The sequence below is a fragment of the Varibaculum massiliense genome (genome assembly GCF_900106855.1).
GTDB lineage: Bacteria > Actinomycetota > Actinomycetes > Actinomycetales > Actinomycetaceae > Varibaculum > Varibaculum massiliense.
The window spans coordinates 395389-420317 of sequence record NZ_FNWI01000004.1; the positions used below are offsets into that span (position 1 = coordinate 395389).

At 53.5% G+C, this 24929-nt stretch carries 24 protein-coding genes; 5 read left to right on the forward strand and 19 right to left on the reverse strand.

The window, feature by feature from the left end; all coding sequences use genetic code 11:
* Positions 1–260 precede the first annotated feature (260 nt).
* Complete coding sequence (locus BQ5456_RS01855; RefSeq protein ID WP_071128496.1) at positions 261–1496, forward strand: glucose-1-phosphate adenylyltransferase; 1236 nt, start codon at positions 261–263, stop codon at positions 1494–1496.
* A gap of 111 nt (positions 1497–1607) precedes the next feature.
* Here the strand turns inward: BQ5456_RS01855 and BQ5456_RS01860 are convergent, their stop codons facing one another.
* Positions 1608–2096, reverse strand: a complete 489-nt coding sequence (locus BQ5456_RS01860) for a SixA phosphatase family protein (RefSeq protein ID WP_071128497.1) — start codon at positions 2094–2096, stop codon at positions 1608–1610.
* 51 nt (positions 2097–2147) lie between these two features.
* Here BQ5456_RS01860 and BQ5456_RS01865 point away from each other — a divergent pair, with 51 nt between their 5' ends.
* Entirely contained in the window at positions 2148–2375 is a 228-nt protein-coding gene (locus tag BQ5456_RS01865) for a hypothetical protein (protein WP_071128498.1), read from the forward strand.
* 51 nt (positions 2376–2426) lie between these two features.
* Here the strand turns inward: BQ5456_RS01865 and BQ5456_RS01870 are convergent, their stop codons facing one another.
* Positions 2427–4091 carry an ABC-F family ATP-binding cassette domain-containing protein gene (locus BQ5456_RS01870; RefSeq protein ID WP_071128499.1) on the reverse strand — a complete coding sequence of 555 codons (1665 nt, stop codon included), beginning with the start codon at positions 4089–4091 and terminating at the stop codon, positions 2427–2429.
* Between the two features lie 142 nt (positions 4092–4233).
* On the opposite strand from BQ5456_RS01870, the gene BQ5456_RS01875 reads away from it, so the two are divergent.
* The 3 genes from BQ5456_RS01875 (at position 4234) to BQ5456_RS01885 (ending at position 7089) form a co-directional block, all read left to right on the forward strand.
* Positions 4234–4968 carry a hypothetical protein gene (locus tag BQ5456_RS01875; RefSeq protein ID WP_071128500.1) on the forward strand — a complete coding sequence of 245 codons (735 nt, stop codon included), beginning with the start codon at positions 4234–4236 and terminating at the stop codon, positions 4966–4968.
* 177 nt (positions 4969–5145) lie between these two features.
* Complete coding sequence (locus tag BQ5456_RS01880) at positions 5146–6099, forward strand: sugar-binding transcriptional regulator (RefSeq protein WP_071128501.1); 954 nt, start codon at positions 5146–5148, stop codon at positions 6097–6099.
* A gap of 201 nt (positions 6100–6300) precedes the next feature.
* A complete protein-coding gene (locus BQ5456_RS01885) occupies positions 6301–7089 on the forward strand; it encodes an HAD-IIA family hydrolase (protein ID WP_071128502.1) in 789 nt (262 codons plus the stop codon).
* Positions 7090–7158: 69 nt separating this feature from the next.
* Here the strand turns inward: BQ5456_RS01885 and BQ5456_RS01890 are convergent, their stop codons facing one another.
* The 17 genes from BQ5456_RS01890 to recN form a co-directional block, all read right to left on the reverse strand.
* Positions 7159–8454: a MurT ligase domain-containing protein gene (locus BQ5456_RS01890; RefSeq protein WP_071128503.1), complete on the reverse strand. Its 1296-nt coding sequence runs from the start codon at positions 8452–8454 to the stop codon at positions 7159–7161.
* 73 nt (positions 8455–8527) lie between these two features.
* A complete protein-coding gene (gene argF / locus BQ5456_RS01895; protein WP_071128504.1) occupies positions 8528–9526 on the reverse strand; it encodes an ornithine carbamoyltransferase in 999 nt (332 codons plus the stop codon).
* Positions 9527–9576: 50 nt separating this feature from the next.
* Positions 9577–10806 carry an arginine deiminase gene (locus tag BQ5456_RS01900; protein ID WP_071128505.1) on the reverse strand — a complete coding sequence of 410 codons (1230 nt, stop codon included), beginning with the start codon at positions 10804–10806 and terminating at the stop codon, positions 9577–9579.
* A gap of 43 nt (positions 10807–10849) precedes the next feature.
* Positions 10850–11257: a metal-sulfur cluster assembly factor gene (locus BQ5456_RS01905; protein ID WP_071129873.1), complete on the reverse strand. Its 408-nt coding sequence runs from the start codon at positions 11255–11257 to the stop codon at positions 10850–10852.
* Between the two features lie 139 nt (positions 11258–11396).
* Positions 11397–11858 (reverse strand): Fe-S cluster assembly sulfur transfer protein SufU, encoded by a 462-nt coding sequence (sufU, locus tag BQ5456_RS01910; RefSeq protein ID WP_071128506.1) that lies wholly within the window; start codon positions 11856–11858, stop codon positions 11397–11399.
* The gene (locus BQ5456_RS01915) at positions 11858–13126 is read right to left on the reverse strand and encodes a SufS family cysteine desulfurase (RefSeq protein ID WP_071128507.1); all 1269 of its coding nucleotides are present in this window, start codon (positions 13124–13126) and stop codon (positions 11858–11860) included. The genes sufU and BQ5456_RS01915 overlap by 1 nt, the downstream gene beginning before the upstream one ends.
* 51 nt (positions 13127–13177) lie before the next feature.
* Positions 13178–13924, reverse strand: a complete 747-nt coding sequence (gene sufC, locus BQ5456_RS01920) for a Fe-S cluster assembly ATPase SufC (RefSeq protein ID WP_071128508.1) — start codon at positions 13922–13924, stop codon at positions 13178–13180.
* A complete protein-coding gene (locus BQ5456_RS10230) occupies positions 13925–14269 on the reverse strand; it encodes a non-heme iron oxygenase ferredoxin subunit (RefSeq protein WP_071128509.1) in 345 nt (114 codons plus the stop codon).
* Entirely contained in the window at positions 14266–15447 is a 1182-nt protein-coding gene (sufD, locus tag BQ5456_RS01930) for a Fe-S cluster assembly protein SufD (RefSeq protein WP_071128510.1), read from the reverse strand. The genes BQ5456_RS10230 and sufD overlap by 4 nt, the downstream gene beginning before the upstream one ends.
* Positions 15447–16901 (reverse strand): Fe-S cluster assembly protein SufB, encoded by a 1455-nt coding sequence (sufB, locus tag BQ5456_RS01935; RefSeq protein WP_071128511.1) that lies wholly within the window; start codon positions 16899–16901, stop codon positions 15447–15449. The genes sufD and sufB overlap by 1 nt, the downstream gene beginning before the upstream one ends.
* 37 nt (positions 16902–16938) lie before the next feature.
* Positions 16939–17631, reverse strand: coding sequence for a helix-turn-helix transcriptional regulator (locus BQ5456_RS01940; protein ID WP_071128512.1), 693 nt, complete (start codon positions 17629–17631; stop codon positions 16939–16941).
* A gap of 190 nt (positions 17632–17821) precedes the next feature.
* Positions 17822–18490 (reverse strand): NUDIX domain-containing protein, encoded by a 669-nt coding sequence (locus tag BQ5456_RS01945; RefSeq protein ID WP_071128513.1) that lies wholly within the window; start codon positions 18488–18490, stop codon positions 17822–17824.
* Positions 18491–18521: 31 nt separating this feature from the next.
* Positions 18522–20186, reverse strand: a complete 1665-nt coding sequence (murJ, locus tag BQ5456_RS01950; protein ID WP_083378296.1) for a murein biosynthesis integral membrane protein MurJ — start codon at positions 20184–20186, stop codon at positions 18522–18524.
* Positions 20183–21094 (reverse strand): hypothetical protein, encoded by a 912-nt coding sequence (locus tag BQ5456_RS01955; protein ID WP_071128514.1) that lies wholly within the window; start codon positions 21092–21094, stop codon positions 20183–20185. Before BQ5456_RS01955 ends, murJ begins: the two co-directional genes overlap by 4 nt.
* A 2-nt stretch (positions 21095–21096) precedes the next feature.
* Positions 21097–22020: a copper transporter gene (locus BQ5456_RS01960; protein WP_071128515.1), complete on the reverse strand. Its 924-nt coding sequence runs from the start codon at positions 22018–22020 to the stop codon at positions 21097–21099.
* A 16-nt stretch (positions 22021–22036) separates the two neighbouring features.
* Positions 22037–23233: a putative cytokinetic ring protein SteA gene (gene steA / locus BQ5456_RS01965; protein ID WP_071128516.1), complete on the reverse strand. Its 1197-nt coding sequence runs from the start codon at positions 23231–23233 to the stop codon at positions 22037–22039.
* Positions 23234–23242: 9 nt separating this feature from the next.
* On the reverse strand, positions 23243–24928 hold the full coding sequence (gene recN / locus BQ5456_RS01970) for a DNA repair protein RecN (RefSeq protein ID WP_071128517.1): 1686 nt from the start codon (positions 24926–24928) through the stop codon (positions 23243–23245).
* Position 24929 lies beyond the last annotated feature (1 nt).

Here is a 24929-nt window from a genome sequence, read left to right on the forward strand (position 1 = left end):
AGGATCCTTTCCTAGGTGACCTTTAAATCTGCTGCTATTTACCAGGTTAGTAGAATCGTGAAGGCGCGGGGCAGAAACGGGAAACCTTCGTGTCTCCCTGCAGAAAAATCCCGTCCCAAGGATTACCTCTGCCCTGTACTCGGAGAAAAGAGCCGGGGAAAACTAATATTTTTTAAATTCTACGTAAGCGGACTATTACCGTTTAATTAATCGAGCTCAAATCGCCACGCGGTAAGTGTTGCTTGACATATGCTGACGTCATGGGTAAAAAAAATGTTTTAGCAATGATTCTGGCCGGTGGTGAAGGTAAACGCCTGATGCCCCTTACTTTAGATAGGGCGAAACCTGCGGTTCCCTTTGGGGGCACTTATCGTTTGATTGATTTCGCACTTTCCAACGTGGTGAACTCCGGGTATCTACGCTCGGTAGTCCTCACTCAATACAAATCGCACTCTCTGGACCGCCACTTGGCGACCACTTGGAAGATGTCGGATTTACTGGGTAACTATGTGGCACCGGTGCCCGCCCAGCAGCGGCGGGGCAAACACTGGTATCGGGGCAGTGCAGACGCGGTCTACCAGTCGTTAAACATCGTGCGCGATGAAAATCCGGATTACATCTTGATTATCGGCGCGGACAACATCTACCGCATGGACTTTTCTCAAATGGTCGATGACCATATTAAATCCGGTTTGCCATGTACGGTAGCCGGGATTCGGCAACCGATTGAACTTTCCAGTGCTTTTGGCGTAATTGACCAAACCAACGGAACGATTAATCGCTTCATCGAAAAACCCGATACCTGCGAGGGGCTTCCTGATGATCCCACCAAGTTCTTGGCCTCTATGGGCAACTACGTATTCACCACTAAAGATCTAGTGGCAGCCCTAGAAGAAGATGCCAAGAACGAGGAGTCAAAGCACGATATGGGCGGGGATCTGGTGCCGTACTTCGTAGAGCATGGCGGGGTTAACTGCTATGACTTCATTGAAAACGAAGTTCCAGGCGCTACCGATCGTGACCGTGACTACTGGCGTGATGTCGGTACTATCGATGCCTTCTACGAGGCTCACCTGGACTTGTTGTCGGTGTCTCCGGTGTTCAACCTCTATAACTTTGACTGGCCAACCTACACGAAACTAGATGCGTGGCTGCCCCCCGCTAAGAGTACTTTTAACGATCAGACTCGCCGGGGCATGGCTCTGGATTCTATTGTTTCGCCGGGAGTAATTATTTCCGGGGCGCGGGTGGAGCGCTCTATGCTCTCTCCCATGGTGCATCTGCACTCCTTCTCCTCTGTCGATGGCTCGGTGTTGATGAATGGGGTCGATGTGGAACGCTCTGCAGTGATTCATAACGCCATCTTGGATAAGAATGTGCGCGTAGCTGAAGGGGTACAAATCGGCGTTGATCACGATAAAGACCGCGAACGGGGCTTTACAGTTTCCGAGGGCGGAATCACCGTAGTTCCCAAGGGGATGGTCGTAGATCATTAAGCCAAAGCTCTAAGAGTTACCGGGGGGGCACTTCAAAAGAAGTGCCCCCGAGCTCTATCTACCAGCGCCTTGGCGGTAACAGCATCGCGAAAGCTTCTAAGTGTACCCCGGCTATTGGCGCAGCGGGGCGTGAAAAACCCCAGATAATTCCCCGTTACCAGAGACAAGATGAGTAAAGCCGGGAACTTGAAAAGCGATAGCGGTAGCGGTGGATACCCCATAAGGAACGCCAGCGTTTTCCGGTGCTAAAAGCTGGGCAGTCATGGAAATAATGGGCTCATGCCCTACTACCAAAATGGCTTTACCCCCTGCCGGTCCATACTCCCCCACTAAACGCAGCAGCCGCTCCGGGGAGCAATGATACAGCTCGTCCTCTGCCAGTAGCTGCGCATCCGGGTAGGCCCTGCCGATCTGCTGGGCAGTTTGAGTGGCGCGAGCCGCCGTAGAATGCAAAATCAGCGCTACCTCAACGCCCTTTTTACCCAATAACGCCCCCAACTCCCGCGCCTGCCGTATCCCCGCCGGAGTTAGAGGACGAGAGTGGTCGCCCTGGCCATAACCAGCCTGGGCGTGGCGCACCAGCGTTAATTCGTAGCTCATAGCTCTATCCTAGCTAAGCCTCTAGAATGAAAACTAAGGACAAGGAGAGGTATGGCTTTAGCTAGAGGACCAGAAGACAATATCTGTTCGGCGCGCGGATGCGAATCCCCGGCAACCAAAGCGGTACTGTGGCGTAACCCCAAAATTCCCCGCCCCGTACACAAAACCTGGCTGACTTGCGACGAACATACCGAGTTTTTACAGCAGTACCTGGCATATAGGTCTTTTCCCACTAAAGTGGTTCCTTTTAGCCAGGTAGATACGGCAACTTTGAATTAACCCGGATTATCCGCTAGCGCCGACAAAGTACCGACGAAGGCCGACACCTAGCTAAGTCAGTTCCACCAGATCCAGGTAATCATCACTCCACAAATCTTCGTCCCCATCGGGCAACAGCAACACCCGCTGCGGATTCAGCGCCTGCACCGCCCCCGGATCGTGGGTTACCAGCACTACTGCGCCCTCGTATTGATCGAGGGCGTGCAAGATTTCTTCCCGAGACGCCGGATCCAGGTTATTGGTAGGTTCATCTAGCAGCAGCACATTAGCGCCACTTACCACCAAGGTGGCTAAAGCTAGCCGGGTTTTTTCTCCCCCAGAAAGCACACTGGCCGGCTTAAAAGCGTCCTCCCCGGAAAATAGAAACTGTCCCAGGATGTTACGCACATGGGTTTCATCCAGATCGGGAGCCGCCGCGGTCATATTCTCGTAAACCGTGCGAGCGGGATCCAAGGTTTCGTGCTCTTGGGCATAGTATCCCAGTTTGAGGCCGTGACCGGGAACAACTTCCCCCGCATCTGCCGATTCAATCCCGTTTAGCAGCCGCAGCAGCGTGGTTTTACCGGCTCCGTTTTCCCCGAGTACCACCACTTTGCTACCGCGGTCGATTGATAAATCTAGGCCGCTAAATACCTCCAGGCTGCCATAGGATTTCGCGAGGCCGCGCGCGTTCAGCGGCACTTTTCCGCAAGCTAGCGGAGTGGGAAACCGCAGGCGGGCAACTTTTTCGGCCTTGGTTTCATTTCCGGCCTCTTTAACCAGTTCCTCGGCTCTGCGCAGCATTTGCTGCGCCGCGACTGCCTTAGTGGCTTTGGCGCGCATTTTTTCGCCTTGCTCGCGCAATGCCTGCGCTTTTGCTAAGGCATTTTGGCGCTCCCGGCGCCGCCGCGCCTCATCTTGGGCGCGCTGCTTCAGGTAGGCATCCCAGCCCAGTTTGTATTGATCAATCACCGCCCGGGAGGCATCCAAGTACCAAACCTGGTTTACCGTGTCTTTTAGCAGCGCGGTAGAGTGGGTGACCATTACGAAGCCGCCGGCATAGGTACGCAGAAAATCCCGGAGCCAAATGATGGAGTCATGATCTAAGTGGTTGGTGGGCTCATCTAAAAGCAGGACGTCCGGCTGAGAGAACAGTACCCGCGCCAGTTCGACCCGTCGGCGCTGCCCTCCGGAAAGGGTCGCCAGTGGCTGCGTGAGCGCGGCTTGGTCAAGCCCTAAGTTGTGGGCGATCTGCATAGCTTCGGAGCGGGCAGCATACCCGCCGAGGCGGGTGAACTCTTCATCCAGGCGGGCGTATCTTTCTATCGCCTTCGCCTGCGTTTCCCCACTGGTAGTGGACATTTTTTCTTGAGCGTTCTCGATTGCCCGCAAAGTGCGATCCAAATCCCGCACCGCCATTATCCGGGAAATCCCGTCCTTTTGTTTCACCCCCACTGCCGGGTCTTGTGACAGATACCCTACCGACCCTGAGGAAGTCACTTTTCCTTGAAAATCGATATTGTCGATTAACTCTTGGGCTTCTTCCTCACTGAGGGAACCGCTGGAGCGGTGTTTACCGAGAGCCACTAGCGCCGCGATTAAGCGCATAGTAGTGGTTTTACCAGCGCCATTGCGCCCAACTAGGCCGATGCGCATTCCTTTATCAATCCGCAAATTGGTGCGGGAGACCAAGAGCCGCTGCCCGATCCGCACTTCCATATCTTGCGCATTAATCACCCCGCGATTCTACCCAGGAGCTGCCAGTAGTTAAAACTGATACGGCTATTGCTTGCCCCGCTACTTTCCCGTATTTTCGAGGATAGGAGTAGGTCGGAGCGAGCAGCATCCCCGGCAGAGCAGGTGGAGGTGAAGAATAACCATGTTTTGCGGCTTCTATATTTCCCTACTTGGAAAACCAGGTAGCCCCCTACCGGAAGTAGAAGAGGGCAGCGAGCCGCTGGTTAATGCTATCTATGCCTGGCAGAACGCTTTTATCGATAATTTTCCGGAGCGATATGACCATGGAGAAATATGGCAAGTTGCAGAAGCTACTGTAAAACCCAGGCAGCAGCATATTGAAGCGACCGCATATTTTATTGCTCCCAGCTTTACGGATTCACCAGCTGCTATATCTCAGATGCTAGAGGCATTTTGGAAAGCTACTGAAAAGCTTTACCAGCTCCGGATTTCAGAAGTTATTTTTCAGTTTGATCCCACTACCAGCGCAGAGTTTTCCCAGCTGACTCCGGATTTTAGTAGCTATCAGGCAGCCGCGCAATGGATGGCTTCCGAATTAATTGCTGCGACCACCACCGCTATTTTATCCGTCACCGCAGATACCCGGTCAGCTTCGGGAGCTGCTAGGGAAACGATAGCCTTCATTAACTCCTGCGGAATTTCCGTAACCGGTGAGAGTTCGCGCGGTTCCGTCCTCCCTAAAAACAACAGCGCAAAAACATTTGAGGATAGTTACCGGGCGCTTATTCCGGGCTGGGATTCCATCAGCATTTCTTGGCTCCTGGCGGCGTTAGTAGCCAGCTATGCCCCGAAGATTCAAGAAAAGCTTACTATTTCCATTGGGCCAGCTTCTCTACTCTCCGATGCTAAATCCTAGCTGACTCCTGGTACCCCGCTAGTGTGGAGAGTCCTGCCACTTTACCGGTCTCAACAGCGCCTTATTTCCATATAGCGCAGTAAAACATAATGCCACCGCGATGAAGCTACTTCCCTAGGCTAACCGGGCGGTTTACAATAGTGCTTTAGCAAAGGTGCCGTAACAAAGGGAAAAGTCATGCCCGTAAATCTGAGTCGCAAAGACATTCAAGCTATTGATGCCGCCAAAGCCTACTATGGGGGCCTTCCCCAAAATGAAGTGGCGGCCCGGCTGGGAATCTCGCGCCCTACCGTTTCTAAGCTGCTGCGCTATGCGCGCGCCAAAGGGTACGTGAAAATCACGGTAAATGATCCCCGACTAGCAGACTCGTCGACTGCGAAGGCTCTGATTTCGCGTTTTGGTTTAGAGGACGCGGTGGTGGTTTATCCCAGCGCTCCCTCCGATATTGAAGTCCGCAAAGCACTGGGGGAAGCCGGAGCCCGAATGGTGGAAAAGGTGATTAAAGATGGCGATACCGTGGGGGTTTCTTGGTCGCGGACCATCGAAGAAATCTCTAAGAACCTGACCGCGCAGCCACGCAAGAAGGTTGAGATTGTGCAGTTGCGCGGAGGGGTAGGCGGGTTTGCACGCGGGCAAAGCGAGATCGAGGCCGTCAATCGTTTTGCCGATGCTTTTAAGGCACAGGCACACCTGTTAGGAGCGCCCACCGTGTTTCAAAGCGCGGAAGCAAAACAGGCGATGATGAAAGAAAAGCAGGTGGCGGCAGCTTTGAAACAAGGACAAGATGCTCGAATAGCTGTCTTTACCGTGGGGGATGCGGCAAAAAGTTCCTATCTTTTGTCCCTGCCCACCCTCTCGCGGGATGTGAAACTGTTTTTAGAGCAGAAAGCAGTCGGCGATATTTGTTCCCGATTCATCGATACCCACGGCAGGGTGTGTTTGCCGGAACTAAATGACCGCACTATGGCGATATCTTTGGCACAGCTGCGGCGGATTCCCGAAAAGATTATGGTTGCCGGAGGTGGCGCGAAAGTAGCGATTATTCGGGTCGCCCTCGAACATGGCTACGCCAATCGGCTAGTTATTGATGCCGCCACGGCCGCGCAAGTGTTAGATATGCGCGTGAACTAACTAGCAATTCAGATGCATAGCCCTATAGATACCTGGAAACTTCCAAGTATCAGGCGGTAAGGCAAACCGACAGTTATCAAAATTTAAATAAGAACCTAACTGGCACGCTTGTCTAAGCAAGGCAGCTCCCTACGGTGTGAAGTGCGCGGCTATCAGGGCTTTAAGCTTAGCAATCGCGAGATACACCGATAGGATGAAGATATGAACGATATTAGTAAACTACGTAAACCTAAAGCCTGGATGAGCGATATGGACGGCGTGCTGGTGCACGAATCTACAGCACTCCCGGGCGCACACGAGTTTATCGAAACTCTAAAAGCCAAAGAAACTCCGTTCTTAGTGTTAACCAACAACTCTATTTACACTAACCGTGACCTCGCGGCGCGACTAGAATCCTCTGGATTAGAAGTTCCCGAAGATCGGATTTGGACTTCTGCTAATGCTACCGCCGAGTTCTTAAACAGCCAGTCCCCTAACTCCACCGCATTTGTTATCGGAGAGGCGGGGCTGACCACCGCGATTCACGAAACTGGCTATGTGATGACCGAAAGCAACCCCGAATTCGTAGTCCTGGGGGAAACCCGCTTCTACGATTTCGTCAACATCACCAAAGCGATCCGCCTCATCGAAAACGGCGCTAAGTTTATTTGCACCAACCCGGATACTACCGGTCCTTCCGAGGACGGCACTTTGCCGGCTGTAGGATCAGTGGCCGCCATGATTACCAAGGCGACCGGGCGCAACCCCTATTTCGTGGGTAAACCCAATCCGGTAATGTTCCGCGCCGGGCTCAATAAACTGGGAGCTCACTCCGAAGACGCGGCGATGGTAGGTGACCGCATGGACACCGATATTCACGCCGGAGTAGAAAGCGGGATGGACTCTTACCTGGTGTTATCTGGCTCCACTTCCCGTGAGGACATCCAGAAGTTCCCCTATCGCCCCAAGGCAGTATTTGAGGGAATCGGGGATTTACTTCCGCTGCTTTAAAATCTGATTCCTTATATATAGGGGGGCGGGTAGCTTAGCTACCCGCCCCCCCTATTACCTTGCAGCTACTTAACTAATCTGTCCTTTGGCCCCTAGTTCTGCCCGCAAATCCTGGAATGCGGTGTAGTTAGCTAAAATATCGACCTGTCCAGAACCGAACATGCCGATAGCACGATAGGCGCTGTCTTCAACTTCGCAGGTTATCCCCTGTTTATCCAAACAGGATTGCACCTTATCAGCACATTCTCCACAAACAATAATTTTTGGGGTACCGCGTAGAGGACTGAAGTCAATATCTTCAATCCAAGAAGGATCGGTTCCGTCACCAATCCGGGCATTGACCGCTAAAATCGCGCCCGTCGCCCCAGCGTGACGCATAGTGAGGGCTTCTCGCCATCCAGCGGGGTTCTTAGCCAAAAGCAAATGCCCTTTAACCTGCCCCACCTGGCAGGTAGCGTAGCGCCCCGCAACCTCACTAACGAGAGGGATTCCCTGGGCAGCAGCAGTTAGTGGCACCCCTAATACGCTGGCAGCTGCCAAAGCCATGAGGGCGTTGCCCCGATTGACTTGCCCCGGTAGGTTTACCACTACCAATTGTTTACCCCCCGGCGCCGACACTTCCATAGCGGTACCTGCCATTACTGACTCGCCCTCACCAGGTGACGAGCCCTCTAGTTGGTAGCTCCAATCGGGGTGCGGGCGGCGGAAGGTCGGTTCGCCGGTAGAAAACCAATCCTCTCCCTCGCGTTTAATTTCTTTACCCGAACGCGGACAGACCAGGGAGTCATCAATCCAGCGAGTACCGACACTTACCCACACCTTTTGTTTTCCGTCCCAGGCAGCTGAAGTCACCATCGGATCATCACAATTCGCTACTACCGTAGCCTGGGGGCTATGGGCTACTGCCTGTCGCAGGCGCTCTTCCACATGACCCACCGCTCCCACTCGGTCTAGTTGGTCACGAGAAAGATTCAAATACAGCAACACCTGGGGTTTGACTTCCGCAGCGACCAGGGGAACATGCATTTCATCAACTTCTAAAACCACATAGGGAGCCGCTGGATTTTCCATCATCGCGGCGATTACCCCATTTTCCATATTGTCGCCGCCGCGATTAGTAGCCACCTGTTTCCCCGCCCGTTGCAGGGCATTCACCAGCATTTTTGTGGTGGTAGATTTCCCATTAGTGCCGGTAACTAAAGTTACCTTTTTCCCCGCGGCAAGGCGGCTCATAATATCGGGACAAATCTTTTGTGCCACTCGCCCGCCAATCATCCCCCCGGAGCCTTTCCCCAAGGTACGGGAGGAAAAGGCGGCAATTTTTCCAGCAGTAACTGCCAGATTTCCTTTAAAACCAAAATTCATGGTTTAAGACTACAAGAATTTTTTCTCTCCACCGCTAAGGCAAGCTAGTGAGATTCTTTACGAATTCCTTTACCTAGAGATTACCTAAAGTGGCAACCATCACCGCTTTAATAGTGTGCATCCGGTTTTCTGCTTGATCAAACACAATGGAACGTTCCCCACAGAACACTTCATCGGTCACTTCCAACGCCTCCAACCCGGTCTTTTGGTAGATGTCCTCCCCCACGGTGGTGTTCCGGTCATGGAAAGCCGGCAGACAGTGCAAAAACTTTGCCTGCGGTCCCGCCGCCTCCATCAGCTGTGCATTCACCTGGTAAGGCAACAGCAGCTTAATCCGCTCGTCCCAAACCTCTTTTGGCTCCCCCATCGAAACCCAAACATCGGTATACAAGAAATCTGCGCCCCTGACCCCATCAGCCGGATCATCAGTATGGGTGATTTTTGCGCCGGTCTGAGCGGCAATTTCATGGGCTTTATCAATCCAGCACTGTTCATTCCACAGCTGCCGCGGCCCTATAATCCGCACATCCATGCCCATCATCGCCCCGGAAATCAGTAGCGAATTCGACATATTATTGCGGGCATCTCCCAGGTAAGCAAAAGAAATATCGCGCAAGTCCCGTCCGGAATGCTCTCTCATAGTTAGCTGGTCACATAGCATTTGGGTGGGATGCCATTCATCGGTAAGTCCGTTCCAAACCGGCACCCCCGATAGGCGCGCCAAAGTTTCTACATCCGCTTGGCGGCGTCCTCGAAACTCAATCCCGTCATAGAAGCGTCCCAGAACTTGCGCGGTGTCCGCCATAGATTCCTTATGCCCAATCTGGGATGCCACTGGATCCAGGAAAGTTACGTGCGCCCCCTGGTCGTAGGCAGCTACTTCAAAAGAACAACGCGTGCGGGTAGAAGTTTTCTCAAAAATCAGGGCAATATTTTTCCCCTTTAGATAAGGCTGTTCGGTTCCTGCGCGTTTTGCCGCTTTTAACTGCGCCGCCAAATCCAGCAGGTACCGCCACTCTTCGGCGGTAAAATCAAGTTCTTTTAGAAAATGGCGACCAGATAGTAATGCCACAGTTTAACCTTTCTATTTATTTCTTTCTCCGGCTCTACTGGAGTTGAACGCTAGTTTTCGATAGCTGCGCGCTCGAGGGGACAGGTCATACACCGCGGTCCCCCACGCCCCCGCCCGAGCTCTGCACTGGGAACTTCCAGGACTTCGATTCCTTGTGAACGCAAGTATTCAATGGTTTGCCAGTTACGGTCATAAGAAGTAACCACGTTTTCCCGCAGCGCCAGCAGATTGCAGGCATCATTCCACTGCCCGCGTTCGGCTCCACTATCAGATTGCGGGGTTTGCAAGATATTTATCGAAGATACCCCGCAGGCCTCCGCTAATACTTGATGCATTTGTTCCGCGGGATAGTAACGCCAAGAGATATTTCCGCCTTTGTCTCGGCGGGCAATAACACTGGGCAACATCCCCAGGTTCTTGTATTTATAGAACGTATCCCGGTTAATCATGGTGATTACCGTGTCCAGGTGCATTTGGGCACGCTCCATCGGCATTATCAGACCGGTAACCATTTCTATAGAGGAGGACGAATCTAGCAATAACCGGGCAGCTAGGCGTTCGAAACCGGCAGGACTGGTGCGCTCACCCATACCGACCAGTACCGAAGCCGGAGACAATACTTCCACATCGCCGCCCTCGCAAGCGGCCGGGCTATCGGCTATTCCCGCTCCAAACTGGGTAACATTATCACTAAAATCTGGGTGAAAATTATAGATGGCTTGCAGGTTTAGGGTTTCGCGGCGGCGAGCAGTCTTGTTCATCGCCGAGAGCATGACTGCCCCACCAATCCAGGCGGAAGTATCCCGGGTAAACAAGTGATTAGGCAGCGAATCCAAAATCAAATCTTCGCTGCCCACGCGCGCTAACACTGCGGAGGCCACCGCCCCCAGCTCTGCCTCGATTTCTGCGCGGGTCATACCACTAATCAGAATCTCGGCCAGCTGCTTGCTTGCTAGCCCCGCCAGATAATCCTTTAGTGGAGCACTAAGCGCCACCCCAAAATAACGTTCATCAATAGTTTGCTCCAGCAGCCACTTTCGTGCCGGTTCCAAGTCTAAAGTTTCGGCTAAAAGATCTTGCAGATACACGACCTCGGCACCTTGAGAGGAAAGAGTCGCACTAAAATTATCGTGATCTGCCTGCGCCTTTTCCAGCCACAAAATATCATCAAAGAGCAATTTTTCGCGGTTAGAGGGAGTGAGCCGATCAAGTTCTCTTCCCGGACGGTGTACTAAAACTTTTTTAAGTTTTCCGACCTCTGACCAGACTCCACGTACCATGGATTTCCCCTTGCTAGATTATCTGCAAGCCTATGTTATCCCATTAAACGTTGAATCCCAGAGCCCGTAGCTGTTCACGTCCTTCCTCGGTAATCCGATCCGGCCCCCAGGGAGGCATCCATACCCAATTGATGGCTACGCTGGTCGCCATGGAACTCAAAACCCAACGGGTTTGTTCTTCCAACATATCGGTGAGTGGGCAGGCTGCAGAAGTCAGTGTCATCTCTAGAGTTACTGCCCCATCAGGGTGGATTTCCGCCCCATAGACCAGCCCCAAATCCACGATATTAATCCCCAATTCGGGGTCGATAACATCCTTGAGGGCTTCGAATACATCCTCTTTGGTTACCTTCGCCTCAGAAGGGGTAAGCGGCGCAGAGGGGTCAGAAAAAGTTTGGGCAGCTGGTTGTTTTTCTCGCGCTACCTGCGTAGATTCAGTATTTGGAGCCATCTGATTTGGCTCTTGATCCGAGAAAGAGTCAGCGTGTTGATGCACTTTAGAGGGTTGATAGGGACCGGCATTTTCATTACCGGCTGCTACTTCCTGAAAACGCTGCGGCACCTCGGCAGTGTTTTCCCAGGGACGTTCTTCACTCATTTTCTTGCCTCGCTTGCGTTTTGGCGATTGATTCTCTCAGTGCCATCCACCCTAAGAGGGCGCATTTGACCCGGTTTGGAAACTTGGAGGTTCCCTGCAGGCTGGCGGCATCTTCCAGGGGATCTAGTATTTTGTCAGGCACTTCTTGCCCGCGCGAATGCATCATTTGGTCAAAGTCTTTCCAAAGCTGCTCGATTTCCGCCAGAGATTTCCCTGCCACCAAGTCATTCATCATTGACAGGGAAGCCTGAGAAATAGAACAGCCCTGCCCCTGCCAGGCAAGACCGGCTAGGGTATCGCCCTCTAAAGTAACCTCTAAAGTCACCTCATCCCCGCAGGTGGGATTAACTTGATAGGAGGAGGTGTCCGAGGGGGTCACTGGGGAGCTGCCGTGCTTTTCCGCAGCGTGATCCATAATCACCTGTTGATAAAGCTGATCTATAGCTGAAACCATTACTGCCCCCTTAAAAAGAAACTACGAACTACCTCTAGCCCTTCGATTAGGCGATCAATATCGCCGCGGGAAGAAGTCAGTGATAGCGATGCCCGGCAAGATGCCCGCAGGCCATAGTGGGCGTGCAGCGGGAGGGCGCAGTGATGACCCACCCTAATCGCCACGTCCTCGGCATCTAGTACCTGGCCCACGTCATGGGGGTGAATCCCCGCGAAATCGAAAGCCGCCAGACCAACCCTTTCCCGGTAGTCCGCCGGTCCCAGCAGCCGCAAGTCTTTTACAGTCGCCAATCCTTCCAGCAGGTACTGAGTCAAAGCCAATTCGTGCCGGCGGATCCGCTCCATCCCCACTTCCTGCAGGTAATCGAGCGCCACCGCCCAGGCATGAATTTGGGCAACCGGCTGCGAGCCCGCCTCAAAACGCTCCGGCACAGGTTGGAAAGTAGTTTTGTCCATGGTCACGTCAGCGATCATGGAACCGCCTGCCAAGAAAGGCGGCAATTGTTCTAGCAATTCCCGGCGGCCGTATAGAGCCCCAATACCGGTGGGACCCGCCATTTTATGCCCGGAGAAACAGGCAAAATCCGCGTCTAGGGCTTTAACATCTAGCGGTAGATGAGCGCTGGACTGGCAGGTATCTACCACTACCCACGCCCCCACCGCGTGAGCCGCCTGGGTAATAGGGGCAATATCAGTGATCGCCCCGGACACATTAGAAGCGTGAGTTACCGCCACTACCTTGGTATTCGGGGTGATAACGTCTAGGGTTTCTAAGTCAATCCGCCCCTGTGAATCTAGATCCAGATAGGCGAACTCACATCCAGTCCGCTGGGCAAGCAGCTGCCAGGGCACCAAGTTGGCGTGATGCTCCGCCCGAGTAGTAACTACCCGAGCCCCTTTCCCTACCAGAGGTGCTCCGCCCTCTATCCCGGGATTTGAGAGAGCATAGGCGACCAGATTTAGCGCTTCGGTCGCGTTCTTGATCCACACGATTTCTTCCGGGGACGCCCCGATAAAAGTGGCCAGTTTTAGGCGCGCGTCCTCGAAATACTGGCTAGATTCATCGGCCAGCAGGTGGGTACCCCGGTGGACTGCCCCGTTAGAGTTCTCGTAAAAAGCTTTCTCGGCCTCGATAACTGAAAGCGGTTTTTGCGAGGTGGCCGCCGCATCTAAATAAACTATTGGTTTTCCTCCCCGCCCGGTACGGGAAAGAATCGGGAAATCGGCACGCAAGCGCGTCAGTTCCCTCTCGGTAAATGGCGAATCCATTAGCTTTGTCCTCTCAAAAACCAGCAACTTACCAGGCCACTAAACTGCGGCTTACAGGTAGGAGTCGTACCCGCTGGTTTCCAGTTTGTCGGCCAGTTCGCTACCCCCGGAATCCACGATCCGCCCATTGGCAAATACGTGCACGAAGTCCGGTTTAATGTAGTTCAAGATCCGCGAGTAGTGGGTAATTACCAGCAGACCGCAACCTAGTTTTTCGTGGGCATGATTAACTCCGGCAGACACGGTGCGCAAAGCATCAATATCCAGACCAGAATCGGTTTCATCCAAAATGGCGAACTTGGGGTGCAGAATCTGCATTTGCAGGATTTCTAACCGTTTCTTTTCCCCACCCGAGAATCCCGCGTTGAGGTCGCGGTTAGCGAACTGGGGGTCTACCCGTAGGTCTTCCATGGCCTCTTTGAGCTCTTTTACCCAGGTGCGCACCGGCGGAGCCTGCCCATCAACCGCGGTCCGGGCAGTGCGCAAGAAGTTAGAGACGGTTACTCCGGGAACTTCCACCGGGTACTGCATCGCTAGGAACAAACCGGCACGAGCCCGATCATCCGGAGATGATTCCAGGATATTTACCCCGTCCAGCAGAACTTCCCCACCCTCGATATGGTAACCGGGGTGACCGGCAATCGAATAGGCCAGAGTAGATTTACCCGAACCATTCGGTCCCATAATCGCGTGCTTTTCCCCGGAATTTACGGTTAGGGAGGCACCTTTCAGGATCTGTTTTACCCCTTCGGGAGTTTCTACCGAAACTTTCAGGTCTTTAACTTCTAGTTTCCCCATTTATTCTTTTCCTTTACTGCGGCTGCAGGCGTCAACATAAACCGCCTGTCCTTTTATTTCAAGCTGATAACAGTTAACTGGCTCGGTGGCCGGCATAGTAGGTTGTCCGGTGTTGAGATCAAACTGGGCGCCGTGACCCCAACATTCGATCGCGCATCCTTCTACGTCGCCCTCGTCTAAAGCTACGTCTCCGTGAGTGCAAAGGGCGTCGATGGCGTGCCAACCGCCCTCCTCGTCGCGCACCACTGCAATCGGAATCCTTTTTCCCCGCTCATCGGTGACTTCGGCGCGCAGAGCCTCAGCGGGCTCCAGGGCGCTGAGGTCGCAAACTTTTTCGAGGCTCATAGCGGATCTGGCCCTTTTTCTAGCCGGGCGTCAACTGCTTCTAAGAGTCGCTCTTCAATCTCCTCGATTCCGATTTGGCGAATCACTTCCGCGAAGAACCCATGCACCACCATTTTGCGGGCAATATCTTCCGGAATCCCCCGAGACAGCAGATAGAACAGTTGTTCTTCGTCAAAACGTCCAGTAGCCGAAGCGTGTCCAGCCCCCGCAATTTCGCCGTTTTCAATCTCTAGGTTAGGTACGGAATCGGCTTTGGCACCCTCGTTTAACACCAGGTTACGGTTTTGTTCATAAGAATCGGTGTTGAAGGCTTTCTTGCCAATCAACACATCCCCAATCCAAACCGCGTGTGCCTGCTGACCTTGCAACGCCCCTTTATAGTGCACATCAGAGCGGCAGTTTTCCGCGCTATGGTTGACGAACAGACGATGTTCTTGATGCTGATCAGTGTCGGTGAAGTAGACACCAAAGAGTTCAACTTCCCCACCCGGTTTATCCAGTTCAATGTCGGGACAAATCCGCACCAGGTCGCCGCCCAGGGTAATCGTAATATGCTTTAGCTTGCCATCTTTTTCCACGCTCATCCGGTGGTTACTGGCGTGAACTGCCGCTCTATCCCATTCTTGAATAGAAACGAACTCAAGCTGCGCGCCGGATTCCACATCGATTTCTACCCCCTGGTTCAGCTGGACATCCCCAATGTGCTCCAGGATCACCAAGGCTTTCGCATCCGGTTTCACATCAATGCAGATATGCTGAGCTGCCGGTTGGCGGCTTTCCCCGATTACCTTAATACGTACCGGTTCGCTGAGCTGCTCGGCGATTACTACGTTTACCAGGTCGCGGTGATTATTCCACTCGACTACGGCAGCGCGGTCCCCGGGGGCGCCTACTTTTCCGTGGATATCGCTGTCAGCTGCTATTTCGACGTATGAGGACGCGCCCAGCTCTACCCGCTTAGTTTTGCTCACCACCTGTCCGGCAACTTCAACTCGGGGCGCTTCTCCCTCTAAAGTATCCGCCAGCAGCATTTTTATCCGCTCGAGGGGAGTGAATCGCCAATCCTCCTCACGTCCACCCGGCATCGGGATATCAGCGAGGTTAAACGAGGTGGGACGATCCGCCCTCGAGGGAGCCGCGACTACTTTATGGCCTGTCTGCTTTACCATTTCGGCCATTACCCCACCGATCCTTCCATTTGTAGTTCAATCAGGCGATTAAGCTCCAGGGCATACTCCATAGGCAGCTCCCGAGCAATCGGCTCGATAAAACCACGCACAATCATCGCCATCGCTTCCGTTTCGCTAAGTCCCCGACTCATCAAATAAAAGAGCTGGTCAGCACTAACTTTAGAAACGGTAGCCTCGTGCCCCATCTCTACGTCATCGGTCTGAATATCCACGTAAGGGTAGGTATCCGTCCGGGAAATCTGGTCTACCAGCAGCGCATCACAAACCACGGAGGCCTTGGAATGTTTAGCCTGAGGCGCAATCTGTACCAGACCTCGATAGGAGGAACGCCCGCCATTACGCGAAATAGATTTAGACACAATCGAAGAGGAAGTGTTCGGCGCCAGGTGCAACATTTTTGCCCCGGTATCCTGGTTTTGTCCCTCACCCGAGAACGCTACGGAGAGCGCTTCCCCCCGCGCGTTTTTTCCGGTCAAGTAAACCGAGGGATACTTCATATTAGTTTTTGACCCCATATTGCCGTCTACCCATTCCATAGTGGCGCCTTCTTCGCAGATCGCCCGCTGGGTTACCAGGTTATAGACGTTGGTAGACCAGTTTTGAATGGTCGTGTAGCGCACCCGAGCATCTTTGAGGCAGAAAATCTCTACAATCGCGGAGTGCAGCGAATCTGTCTTATAAATCGGCGCGGTACACCCTTCCACGTAGTGGACGTAAGAGCCTTCGTCAGCAATGATCAAGGTGCGTTCAAACTGCCCCATGTTTTCGGTGTTGATCCGGAAATAGGCCTGCAGCGGAATCTCTACGTGTACCCCTTTGGGGACGTAGATGAAAGATCCCCCCGACCACACGGCGGTGTTCAGGGCAGCAAACTTGTTATCGCCAGCAGGGACTGCTTTGCCGAAGAACCGTTTGAAGAGGTCTTCGTGTTCCCGCAGGGCAGTGTCGGTATCTAAAAACACCACCCCTTGTTTTTCCAGGTCACCGCGGATTTGGTTGTAGACCACTTCCGATTCATACTGGGCGGCTACCCCGGAGACCAGGCTTTCACGTTCCGCCTCGGGAATCCCCAGCCGGTCATAGGTTTTCTTAATATCCTCGGGCAGGTCTTCCCAGGAATTTGCCACCCGATCCGTAGAGCGCACAAAGTATTTAATCTGATCCATATCCAGATCTGATAAATCCGGTCCCCAGTTCGGCATGGGTTTGCGCTCAAAGACCTTCAGCGCTTTGAGGCGACGCTTCAGCATCCATTCGGGCTCATTCTTCTCGGCAGAGATAAAGCGCACCACTTCCTCATCGAGACCGCGCCTAGCGCTTTGTCCCGCTGCATCCGAGTCGTGCCAGCCGTACTCATATTGAGTGCCAATCGAGTCAATAACCTGCTGGTCAGCAGCCTCTTTCTGCTCTTTTGTGGCAATCACCGGTGGTGATGATGTCATTTGTGTTTTATTCCCTCTTTTGTTGTTTCTTCCTGCCCTACTCTGCCATGTTTACCGGCTTGCGGGGAATTTTGGGGTTGGGTAAAGCTATTGGCACCGAGGTGGTGCAAACGTGTTCCCCATCCGCTAAAGTCGCCAGCCTTTGCACATGGACATTTAAAAGACGTGAAAAAGCTTGGGTTTCAGCTTCGCAAAGTTGCGGGAACTCGCCAGCAACTTCCTGAACCGGGCAATTTCCTTGGCAAAGCTGTACCGCGAAACCGCCGTTTCCTACTTCGCGGACCGTCGCCGCATACCCATCGGCAGTTAAAGCATCGGCGAGGGCGCGAGCCCGAGCTTTAGGATCGGAGCCGGCTTCCCTAATCAGCGGCGCATAGCGGCGTTCAATATCGCGAGAATGTGCGGCCGCGAAAGTATCAATCCCGTCCGGACCGGCCACCTGTTCAATAAATCCAAGAGCCCGACTGGCTAGTTTAGAGTAATCTTCGCTGAGTCCTTCACGTCCCTTACCAGTCGCTATATAGTGGCGAGCAGGTCTCCCTCGACCCCGTTTTGCCTGGGGAGCAGGGTCATAGACCGTAATCATCTGTCCGGTCTCTAAAGCGGTGATATGGCGCCGGACGGCGGCGGTGGTCAAACGGAGGATTTTTGCCAAGTGGGCGGCGGTAACCGGTCCTTTTTCGACGATTAAGTCTAAAACTGTTTGCCGAGTCGGCTCCGTATCGCTCACGTTTCCCCCTCCTTAAAAATAGACCGCACTCAGTCTAGCGCATTTTAGTAACAGCTGCCTTTCAAAAATAGCAGACCAAAACTAAGTGTGTCCGGCGATACAGGAAGATTCGCGGAAATAGGCAGAAGTTAGCGCGGGTAAAACCCGAAAGTGTCCCCCCTAGATTTGTTCGCGGCTAGCGGATTTTCTCTTAGCGTTCAATCTGTAGAGGATCGGTAATAAAGGGCGAATCCGTTTCCCGCAGCCCCTGCCAGCCCTGACGCAAAGATTCAATCGCCGACAAAATAGCTGCCATCGCTGAAGGATTGTGCATCTTCCCAGATAGCAGGGCATCGCGAGCCTGCTCCAATGTAAACCAAGCGGTGACCATATCGCGTTCTTCTTCGCTAGCCTCAAAGCGCTTGCCAGTAGCAGAGGAAACCTCGCGCGCTAAAAACACTCGTAAATGTTCACTGCTGCCCCCGGGGGAAGTGAAGAAATCCACCAGCACCTGCCAAGTTTCGGCCTCAAGATTAGCTTCTTCCCAAAGTTCTCGCTGAGCTGCCTCTAGGCGGTCTTCACCCTGGTGATCTAAAAGCCCAGCTGGCACTTCCCAGAGGAAGGCACGCACCGGATGCCGGTATTGACGCACCAATAAAATTTCCCAATCGGAGATTTCCCGGGAGGAGGAATCCGCCCCAGATACTGGACGCACCGCTGCGATGGCGACTGCTCCCGGATGAGCCAGGTAATCACGCTGGGCGACCTCTTCATCAGCGTGAAAACGCACACTATCACTGACAAAATCAAATACTTTCCCCTGATAAATCAGCTGGTGGTTTTCTACCGGGAAACTATAGTTTTCATCGCGCAGTTCCATGCTTCCTCTTTCCACTCTGTCTTGATAGTAGCTAGTCGGCAAGGTTGCCTTCCTGGTTTTTCGTGACCTCTTCCTCTGCAGAATCAGCCACCGGAGCCGCTCCTCGCTTTTGCTGGCGGAATTCCTGAATCACTAGGGGGCTCATAATCGCGGCGCTCACGATTCCCGCGATCGCGGCCGCCGCGAAAGTCCCGATTACGCTCGGCCACAGCCCCATAAAGTATCCGGACACGAACCAGCCGGCTCCCCCGGATACCAGCGCCAAGAATGCAGCCTTCAAGGCAGAGAGACCCACACCGCTAACTGCCTGCCGACCAGCTAGCTGACGCAAACCAAGCAATAATCCCAGCGCCCCTACGCTCATCCCTACCGATTGCGCGATTCCCAGAGCTAAGAGGATTCCGTTTGCCCGACTGGAAAACATTCCGGGCAAGGTTGCTCCCAAACCCCAGGAAAAAGCCGCAACGGTTAACCAACCAGCAGAGGCGGCAATCACCGCTTGCCGGGCTCCTCCCAGAGCATAAAGTACCCGGGAAACATGGTAGACCAGCCCATAACCTACGATTCCGGGAGCCATTGCCACCAGCCCCCAGAGCATGCCCGGTACCGGATTGATGCGAGTAAAAATATCAGTAACCGGCAGCGCCAAGGCTCCCAGAAGCGCTGACCCCAGCATTCCCACCACGGTTACCAACCGGGTAGAGGCCGCACATTCGGGATTAAAGGCTGCTTTCCCGCCCCGGTGCAGCAGACCAGACAGCCGCGGAAACATGGCAGTTGCAATCGGCACTGCTAGCACCGCATAAGGAAGCATATAAACCGATTGGGAATACTGATAGATGGGCAAAGAACCTTCTGCACCATAACTGCGGGTCACCAGGATAATCACTAGCACTGAGAACTGCTGCGCGATTAGAGAACCTACACCTGCGCCTGCCAGGCGCAATGCCTGACGCCCGCGTCCTTCTCCTAGTTTCAAAGTGGGACGCCAGCGAATCCCTAGACGATAGATAGGGATAAACAGGGGCAGGCTCATCGCCGCCACCCCCGCAGTCGTTCCCCAACCCAGAATCAAGATGGCGTTATGCGCCACCTGGCCAGGATCGGCAACCGAAGGGGTAAGGTAACCAAAAACCGCGTAGGTACTGATCACTACCAGGGAGTTTAATAGCGGTCCTAGAGCGGGCAGCAGAAATTCCTCGTGCGCCTGCAAGATGCCGGTACCCACTACACATAAACCGTAAAGCGGAACTTGCAAGGCAAACATTTGTAAGAAAACACTGATTAAATGGGCTTGTAGCTGGGGATCTACCCCCTGGGGACACGGCATTACCTGCCCTATCCAAGGAGCCAGTAAAAACACTGCCAGACCTACCGGGGTGAGCAGTAGTAGAGCCCAAGTAATCAGCGCAGACGATACCCGTTGCACCTCCGCGTGCAGACGGTCAGCAATCGGACCGGCCAAGATAGGGATAGTTACTCCCGCGAGCGCTCCGCCCGCGACCACCTCGAACAGTACAGTAGGGAGCTGATTAGCAGTGGAGTAGGCATTCGCGAAGGCACCAGTGCCTACCCAAGCCGACTGGGTGAGCCAGCGCCCAAAACCAAAAATTCGCGATAGTAAGGTAAGAACAGAGATTAGCCCGACAGCCGAAGCCAGAGCGGGCAGCCGGTTCTTTAACCCCGCTTTTTTCAACGCCGGCGCCCTAGATTATCGATAGTTTTCAACCCCGGGGTATTCGCAATTACCTGTGAAAACGATATTTTTTCACTGGCGACCGTAAGCCCTACAACTCCTAGGACTCCCAGCAGTTTTCCAAGTGTACCGGTCTTTTGCGCCCAGGCACTTCCCAGCAGTGCTCCCAGGGCATTAGCCCCGGTATCTCCCAGCATTTCCCGCTCTCCCAGGTCGGCGGGTAAAGCAAGCAGACTGGTTGCCAAGGCTCCGCCAGCTAAAGGAGCTGACGACCCTTTTTCGCCGCTAAGCGGCAGCGCGCATAGTGCCCCTACCTTTAGGCAACGCCCCGGTCGCAGGTCAAAGAGGTTTGCCAGATTTGCGCTGCCTGCTATCAGAACCGTATCTAACACCCAGGAAACCAGGCCAGTTTTCCGCGAGCGTCCAATCCCAATAGCTCCTAGTGCGGCTCCAGTTCCGATGCCCACAATTTTTAGGGTGCCGGTGGTAACTTCGCCTTCAGCTAAAGCCTGCAGATGCCCATGAAACCCTTTAGCAACGGCAGGTTTATCTTTTCTATTTCCGGAAAGTGATGGCTCACTGAGGTTTTGATCTGGCGTGCTGTTGGTTTTTTTACTTTGGCTAACGGGGGTTTCGGCTCCAGTATCATCTAAATATCCGAGGACGGCTCCCGCTGCCACCGGCAGCATCGCCCCCATTTGACCGCCGCGATTGCCCGCCAAGCTCAGCCCCGAAGCCAAGCAGGCGGCAGCAACTTTTATCCCCCCGGTCAGACTCACGGTTTCCCCATGAAAATTTTTCCGCTGATAACGCTTATGATCCTGGGATGAAAGATGTCTCCGCAGGTAGTTGCGAGCCAATAAATACCCTGCTCCCGAGACTAGCGCCCCCTGGATTGCCCGGGACATAACTATTCCTCCTTCGCGGGAGCGGGAATCGGTGGAATCAGTTGCGTCGCATACTGCTGGGTACCATACGCCTGATTAGTCCCACCCTGGTCTGCTAAGAGCGCGAAGGGGGTAGAAACTTTACTCATCATTGATCCCAACCCATCAACCGTGGTAACTGCCAGTTTTTCGGAGCGAATCTGGGTCAAGTAGCTGGTTTCATCTTTGGCGCTACCTACGACAGCCGTTCCCTTGGGCAACACCTTATCGATACCTTTTACGAACTCTAAGTCCAGGTTTAGGGCGGAATCCTTGGTGTCCTTCTCGCTGCTAGCGGGGCTAACCACCAGGATGAACTCAGCAGGATCACTAACAGCCGAGGCACCAATCAGGGGAACATCTCCCGCAGATAGGTTAGATACCAAAGCCTGCACCTCGGCATCATCACTGGTTAAACCAGCAGCCAGGGCGGTAGAAAGCACCTGTTGAGTAGAAACTTTGGCATCGACCGTATCACCCAGTTTGCTAGCTAAAGTGGGCGCCAGACTTTCGCGATAGGATTTGGAATCTTCGTTAAACCAAGCATCTTTTACGGTCACTGTGTTTACTATCGCAGCTCCCGCCACTTTAATCTGACTGTTAAGCCCACTTACGGTTTCCTCTTTGACCCCGGGCATCCTGATAACCGCGACCTTTTTATCGGTCATAGTCCCGGGAGTGAGTTTACTTCCTAACACCCCGATATATTCACCGCTGCTATTGGCTTGTTTCACTAGGTCTTCATTGGTTTCACGCAATTCTGCCTGCTGTTTAGACAGCTGCGACACCTGCCCGGTGAGAGTGTCGGAAATCTTGCCTTGCAAAGGACCAGCTCCTAACACCACCCCCATTGTGAGGGCGACCAGTACGGCCATCAACGACACCAAGTGATAGCGAAAATCAATCATTTTTCTCCTGCCTTATTTAGCCCTTTAGTGAAGGAGCAACCCCGAATAGTTGTCGGAAAAAGTCAATTAAATCATTTAGATAAATACCGGCAATCCCGTAAAATGTTTGCCCCACCGGGGTTACCGCCAGGGAGACTGCTACCGCGCCTATACATACTAGGGCAAGCAGCAGAGTTTGCCAGGTAGATACCCGTGGCTGGTAGAGCTGGGAGACTCCTTTGGCGTCGACCAGTTTGGAGCCCACTCGCAAGCGGGTCAAGAAAGTAGAGGCCATCCCGGAACGCCCTTTATCTAAGAACTCCACCAAGGTGGCGTGAGTTCCCAGCGCCACAATCATTTCTGCGTCCTTATCATCAGCCAGCAGCATCGCTACGTCCTCGGAAGTGCCGGTAGCCGGGAAGAGTACGTAGGGAATCCCCTCGCGTTTAAGCCGTTCAGTACCGGGAGCCTTGCCATTGCGATAGGCATGAACCACAATTTCTGCCCCACAGCGTAACGCCTGGTCAGATACGGAGTCCATATCCCCGATAATCATGTCCGGGGTGTATCCCTGCTCTAAAATGGCATCGGCTCCCCCATCTACCCCCACCAGCACTGGCTTGTATTCACGAATATAGGGACGCAGGGAACGTAAATCTTCTTGATAATGGTAGCCACGCACCACAATCAGGGCATGTTTACCGGCGAATTTAGTTTTTACTTTGGGAACGCCCACCCCATCAAGCAGCAAATCCCGCTCGCGGCGCAAATACTCCATAGTGTTCGCCGCGAACGCTTCTATCTGGGTAGATACCCCTTTGCGAGCCTCCTCCAAGTCAGTTGCAATGGTGCCGGGGGTCTGTAGGACGCCCTCGGCGAGTACTTTGCCATCTTGCTGGACTTTATTGCCTTCAATCGTTACCCGGCTGCCTTCTTTAAGGTTCATAATCCCGGTGCCCAGATCATCAATCAAGGTAATTCCGGCATCCACAATGATGGAAGGCCCCATATTCGGGTAACGCCCGGTAGTTGATTTAGCAGCGTTGAGGACTGCGCTAGGTCCCGCGGCCACCAGGGTTTCTGCTGCTATCCGGTCAATATCGGCATGGTTAATAACCGCGACTTCCCCGGCTTGCAGGCGCTGGGTGAGATGCTTAGTTTTCTTATCCACTCGCACCCGACTGCTAGAGACTGGTGCCACTGCTTGTGCTTTACGGCGTTTAAAAAATCCCACGAATCCACATTACCCCACGCAGCAGACACTAATCAGCTCCCGAGCGTGGTCAAGGGCAGATTGTGAATCAGCTTTACCCGCTAACATGCGCGCAATCTCCCGCTCTCGCTCACTACCTGCAACTTCATTAACCTGCGCCCGATTAGCCTGCTTACTTACTACCAATTGTTTATCTGCCCACGCTGCCACTTGCGGGAGGTGGGTTACCACTATTACTTGCGAATGTTGAGCTAATCGAGCCAGGCGCTGCCCCACTGCCAGCGCAGTTTGCCCCCCGATGCCCGCATCTACCTCATCAAAAATGAAAGTATGGGAGCCAGCAGATAAATCGCGAGTAGCTAAACTGACTTCTAGGGCCAACATGATCCGCGATAGTTCACCCCCGGAAGCTCCTTGCGCCAGGGAACGCACCGGCGCGTCCTTACCTTGCCGCAAACCGAAAGTCACCTGGTCATATCCGTTTACAGTGGGCGTATCCAAAGTATCTAACTGGATTTCAAAACCGGCATCCGGCATTTGCAGCCCGCTCAGTTCTCCTGCAACTTTCTTCTTTAAATCTTTGGCGAGGGCGCGGCGGGCTTTAGTGAGCTTCCCACCCAGAGTTCCCATTTCTACGCAGGCTTGTTCTAAGTCTTCCTTTAATTGTTGACCTTGGTTTTGCGGCCCAGAAAGCAGCGCGATTTTCTTTCGTGCGCTTTCAGCCCAGGTCTGCCAGCTATCTAAATCTTCCGCGTAGGGACGATAAGCATGGCGAAGCTCCGCTAGGTGGCGCTGGCTGCGTTCCAGTTCTGCGGGGTCAGCCTCTAAGCTAGCCAAATAGGCTCCAGTCTCGGCAGCAATATCTAAAATAATCGAGGAAGCATCCCGCAGCGCCTGCGCCAGCTCCCCCAGTTCTTCATCGCTTTGCGCTCCCTTTTCTAAGGCCTGCACAGCCGCGCTTACCAGGGAAGCTGCATCTGCGCCCTCCCCCAAGGAGTCACTAGAAAGATAGCTATGAGCCTGCTGGGCTGCTTCTCGTAAATCCTCTACATTGCCCAGGCGTTCAATCTTGCGGAGCAGCTGGTCTTCTTCTCCCATCTGGGGCTGCAATTTTTCTAGTAGGGCAACCCCCTCGCTGAGGCGGGAAACTTCCTGCTCTCGCGCCTGGGTCTGACTTTCCCACTGCGCTAGCTGCGTCTCTAAATCACGCCAACTAAGATATTTTTCCCGAAACTTCTTGACTAGCGCTAAGTGAGCGGCACCCCCAAAGGAGTCCAGCAGGTTCAATTGCCGCCCGGAAGTGCGCAAACTGAGCTGTTCAGACTGACCATGCACGGTAACTAACTCCGTTCCAATCTGGGTTAATACCGCGCTGGGAATAGTGCGCCCTCCCCCGTGGCAGCGCGAGCGCCCTTGGGCAGGAACTGTGCGTGCCAAAATTATTTCGCCGTCCTCGACTACCCCGCCGGCATCTATCACTGCTGCCGCAGCGGGTGAGGAAGGCTCGGAAATGAAAATCCCTTCTACTGCCAACTCTTTTTCCCCGTGCCGTACCAAAGCAGAATCAGCTTTTTGCCCCAAAAGTAGCCCTATCGAGGAAAGCACCATAGTTTTCCCCGCCCCGGTTTCCCCGGTAAGTACAGTTAAACCCGGTGAAAAATTCAGCCTCGCCTCAGGGATTACCCCCAAGTTAGTAATGGACAGCTGATCAATCATG

Coding starts and splice junctions, on each gene's coding strand:
- BQ5456_RS01855 (WP_071128496.1), top strand. CDS start 261: ATGGGTAAAAAAAATGTTTTAGCAATGATTCTGGCCGGTGGTGAAGGT.
- BQ5456_RS01860 (WP_071128497.1), bottom strand. CDS start 2,096: ATGAGCTACGAATTAACGCTGGTGCGCCACGCCCAGGCTGGTTATGGC.
- BQ5456_RS01865 (WP_071128498.1), top strand. CDS start 2,148: ATGGCTTTAGCTAGAGGACCAGAAGACAATATCTGTTCGGCGCGCGGA.
- BQ5456_RS01875 (WP_071128500.1), top strand. CDS start 4,234: ATGTTTTGCGGCTTCTATATTTCCCTACTTGGAAAACCAGGTAGCCCC.
- BQ5456_RS01880 (WP_071128501.1), top strand. CDS start 5,146: ATGCCCGTAAATCTGAGTCGCAAAGACATTCAAGCTATTGATGCCGCC.
- BQ5456_RS01885 (WP_071128502.1), top strand. CDS start 6,301: ATGAACGATATTAGTAAACTACGTAAACCTAAAGCCTGGATGAGCGAT.
- BQ5456_RS01890 (WP_071128503.1), bottom strand. CDS start 8,454: ATGAATTTTGGTTTTAAAGGAAATCTGGCAGTTACTGCTGGAAAAATT.
- BQ5456_RS01900 (WP_071128505.1), bottom strand. CDS start 10,806: ATGGTACGTGGAGTCTGGTCAGAGGTCGGAAAACTTAAAAAAGTTTTA.
- BQ5456_RS01905 (WP_071129873.1), bottom strand. CDS start 11,257: ATGGCTCCAAATACTGAATCTACGCAGGTAGCGCGAGAAAAACAACCA.
- sufU (WP_071128506.1), bottom strand. CDS start 11,858: ATGGTTTCAGCTATAGATCAGCTTTATCAACAGGTGATTATGGATCAC.
- BQ5456_RS01915 (WP_071128507.1), bottom strand. CDS start 13,126: ATGGATTCGCCATTTACCGAGAGGGAACTGACGCGCTTGCGTGCCGAT.
- sufC (WP_071128508.1), bottom strand. CDS start 13,924: ATGGGGAAACTAGAAGTTAAAGACCTGAAAGTTTCGGTAGAAACTCCC.
- BQ5456_RS10230 (WP_071128509.1), bottom strand. CDS start 14,269: ATGAGCCTCGAAAAAGTTTGCGACCTCAGCGCCCTGGAGCCCGCTGAG.
- sufD (WP_071128510.1), bottom strand. CDS start 15,447: ATGGCCGAAATGGTAAAGCAGACAGGCCATAAAGTAGTCGCGGCTCCC.
- sufB (WP_071128511.1), bottom strand. CDS start 16,901: ATGACATCATCACCACCGGTGATTGCCACAAAAGAGCAGAAAGAGGCT.
- BQ5456_RS01945 (WP_071128513.1), bottom strand. CDS start 18,490: ATGGAACTGCGCGATGAAAACTATAGTTTCCCGGTAGAAAACCACCAG.
- BQ5456_RS01955 (WP_071128514.1), bottom strand. CDS start 21,094: ATGTCCCGGGCAATCCAGGGGGCGCTAGTCTCGGGAGCAGGGTATTTA.
- BQ5456_RS01960 (WP_071128515.1), bottom strand. CDS start 22,020: ATGATTGATTTTCGCTATCACTTGGTGTCGTTGATGGCCGTACTGGTC.
- recN (WP_071128517.1), bottom strand. CDS start 24,928: ATGATTGATCAGCTGTCCATTACTAACTTGGGGGTAATCCCTGAGGCG.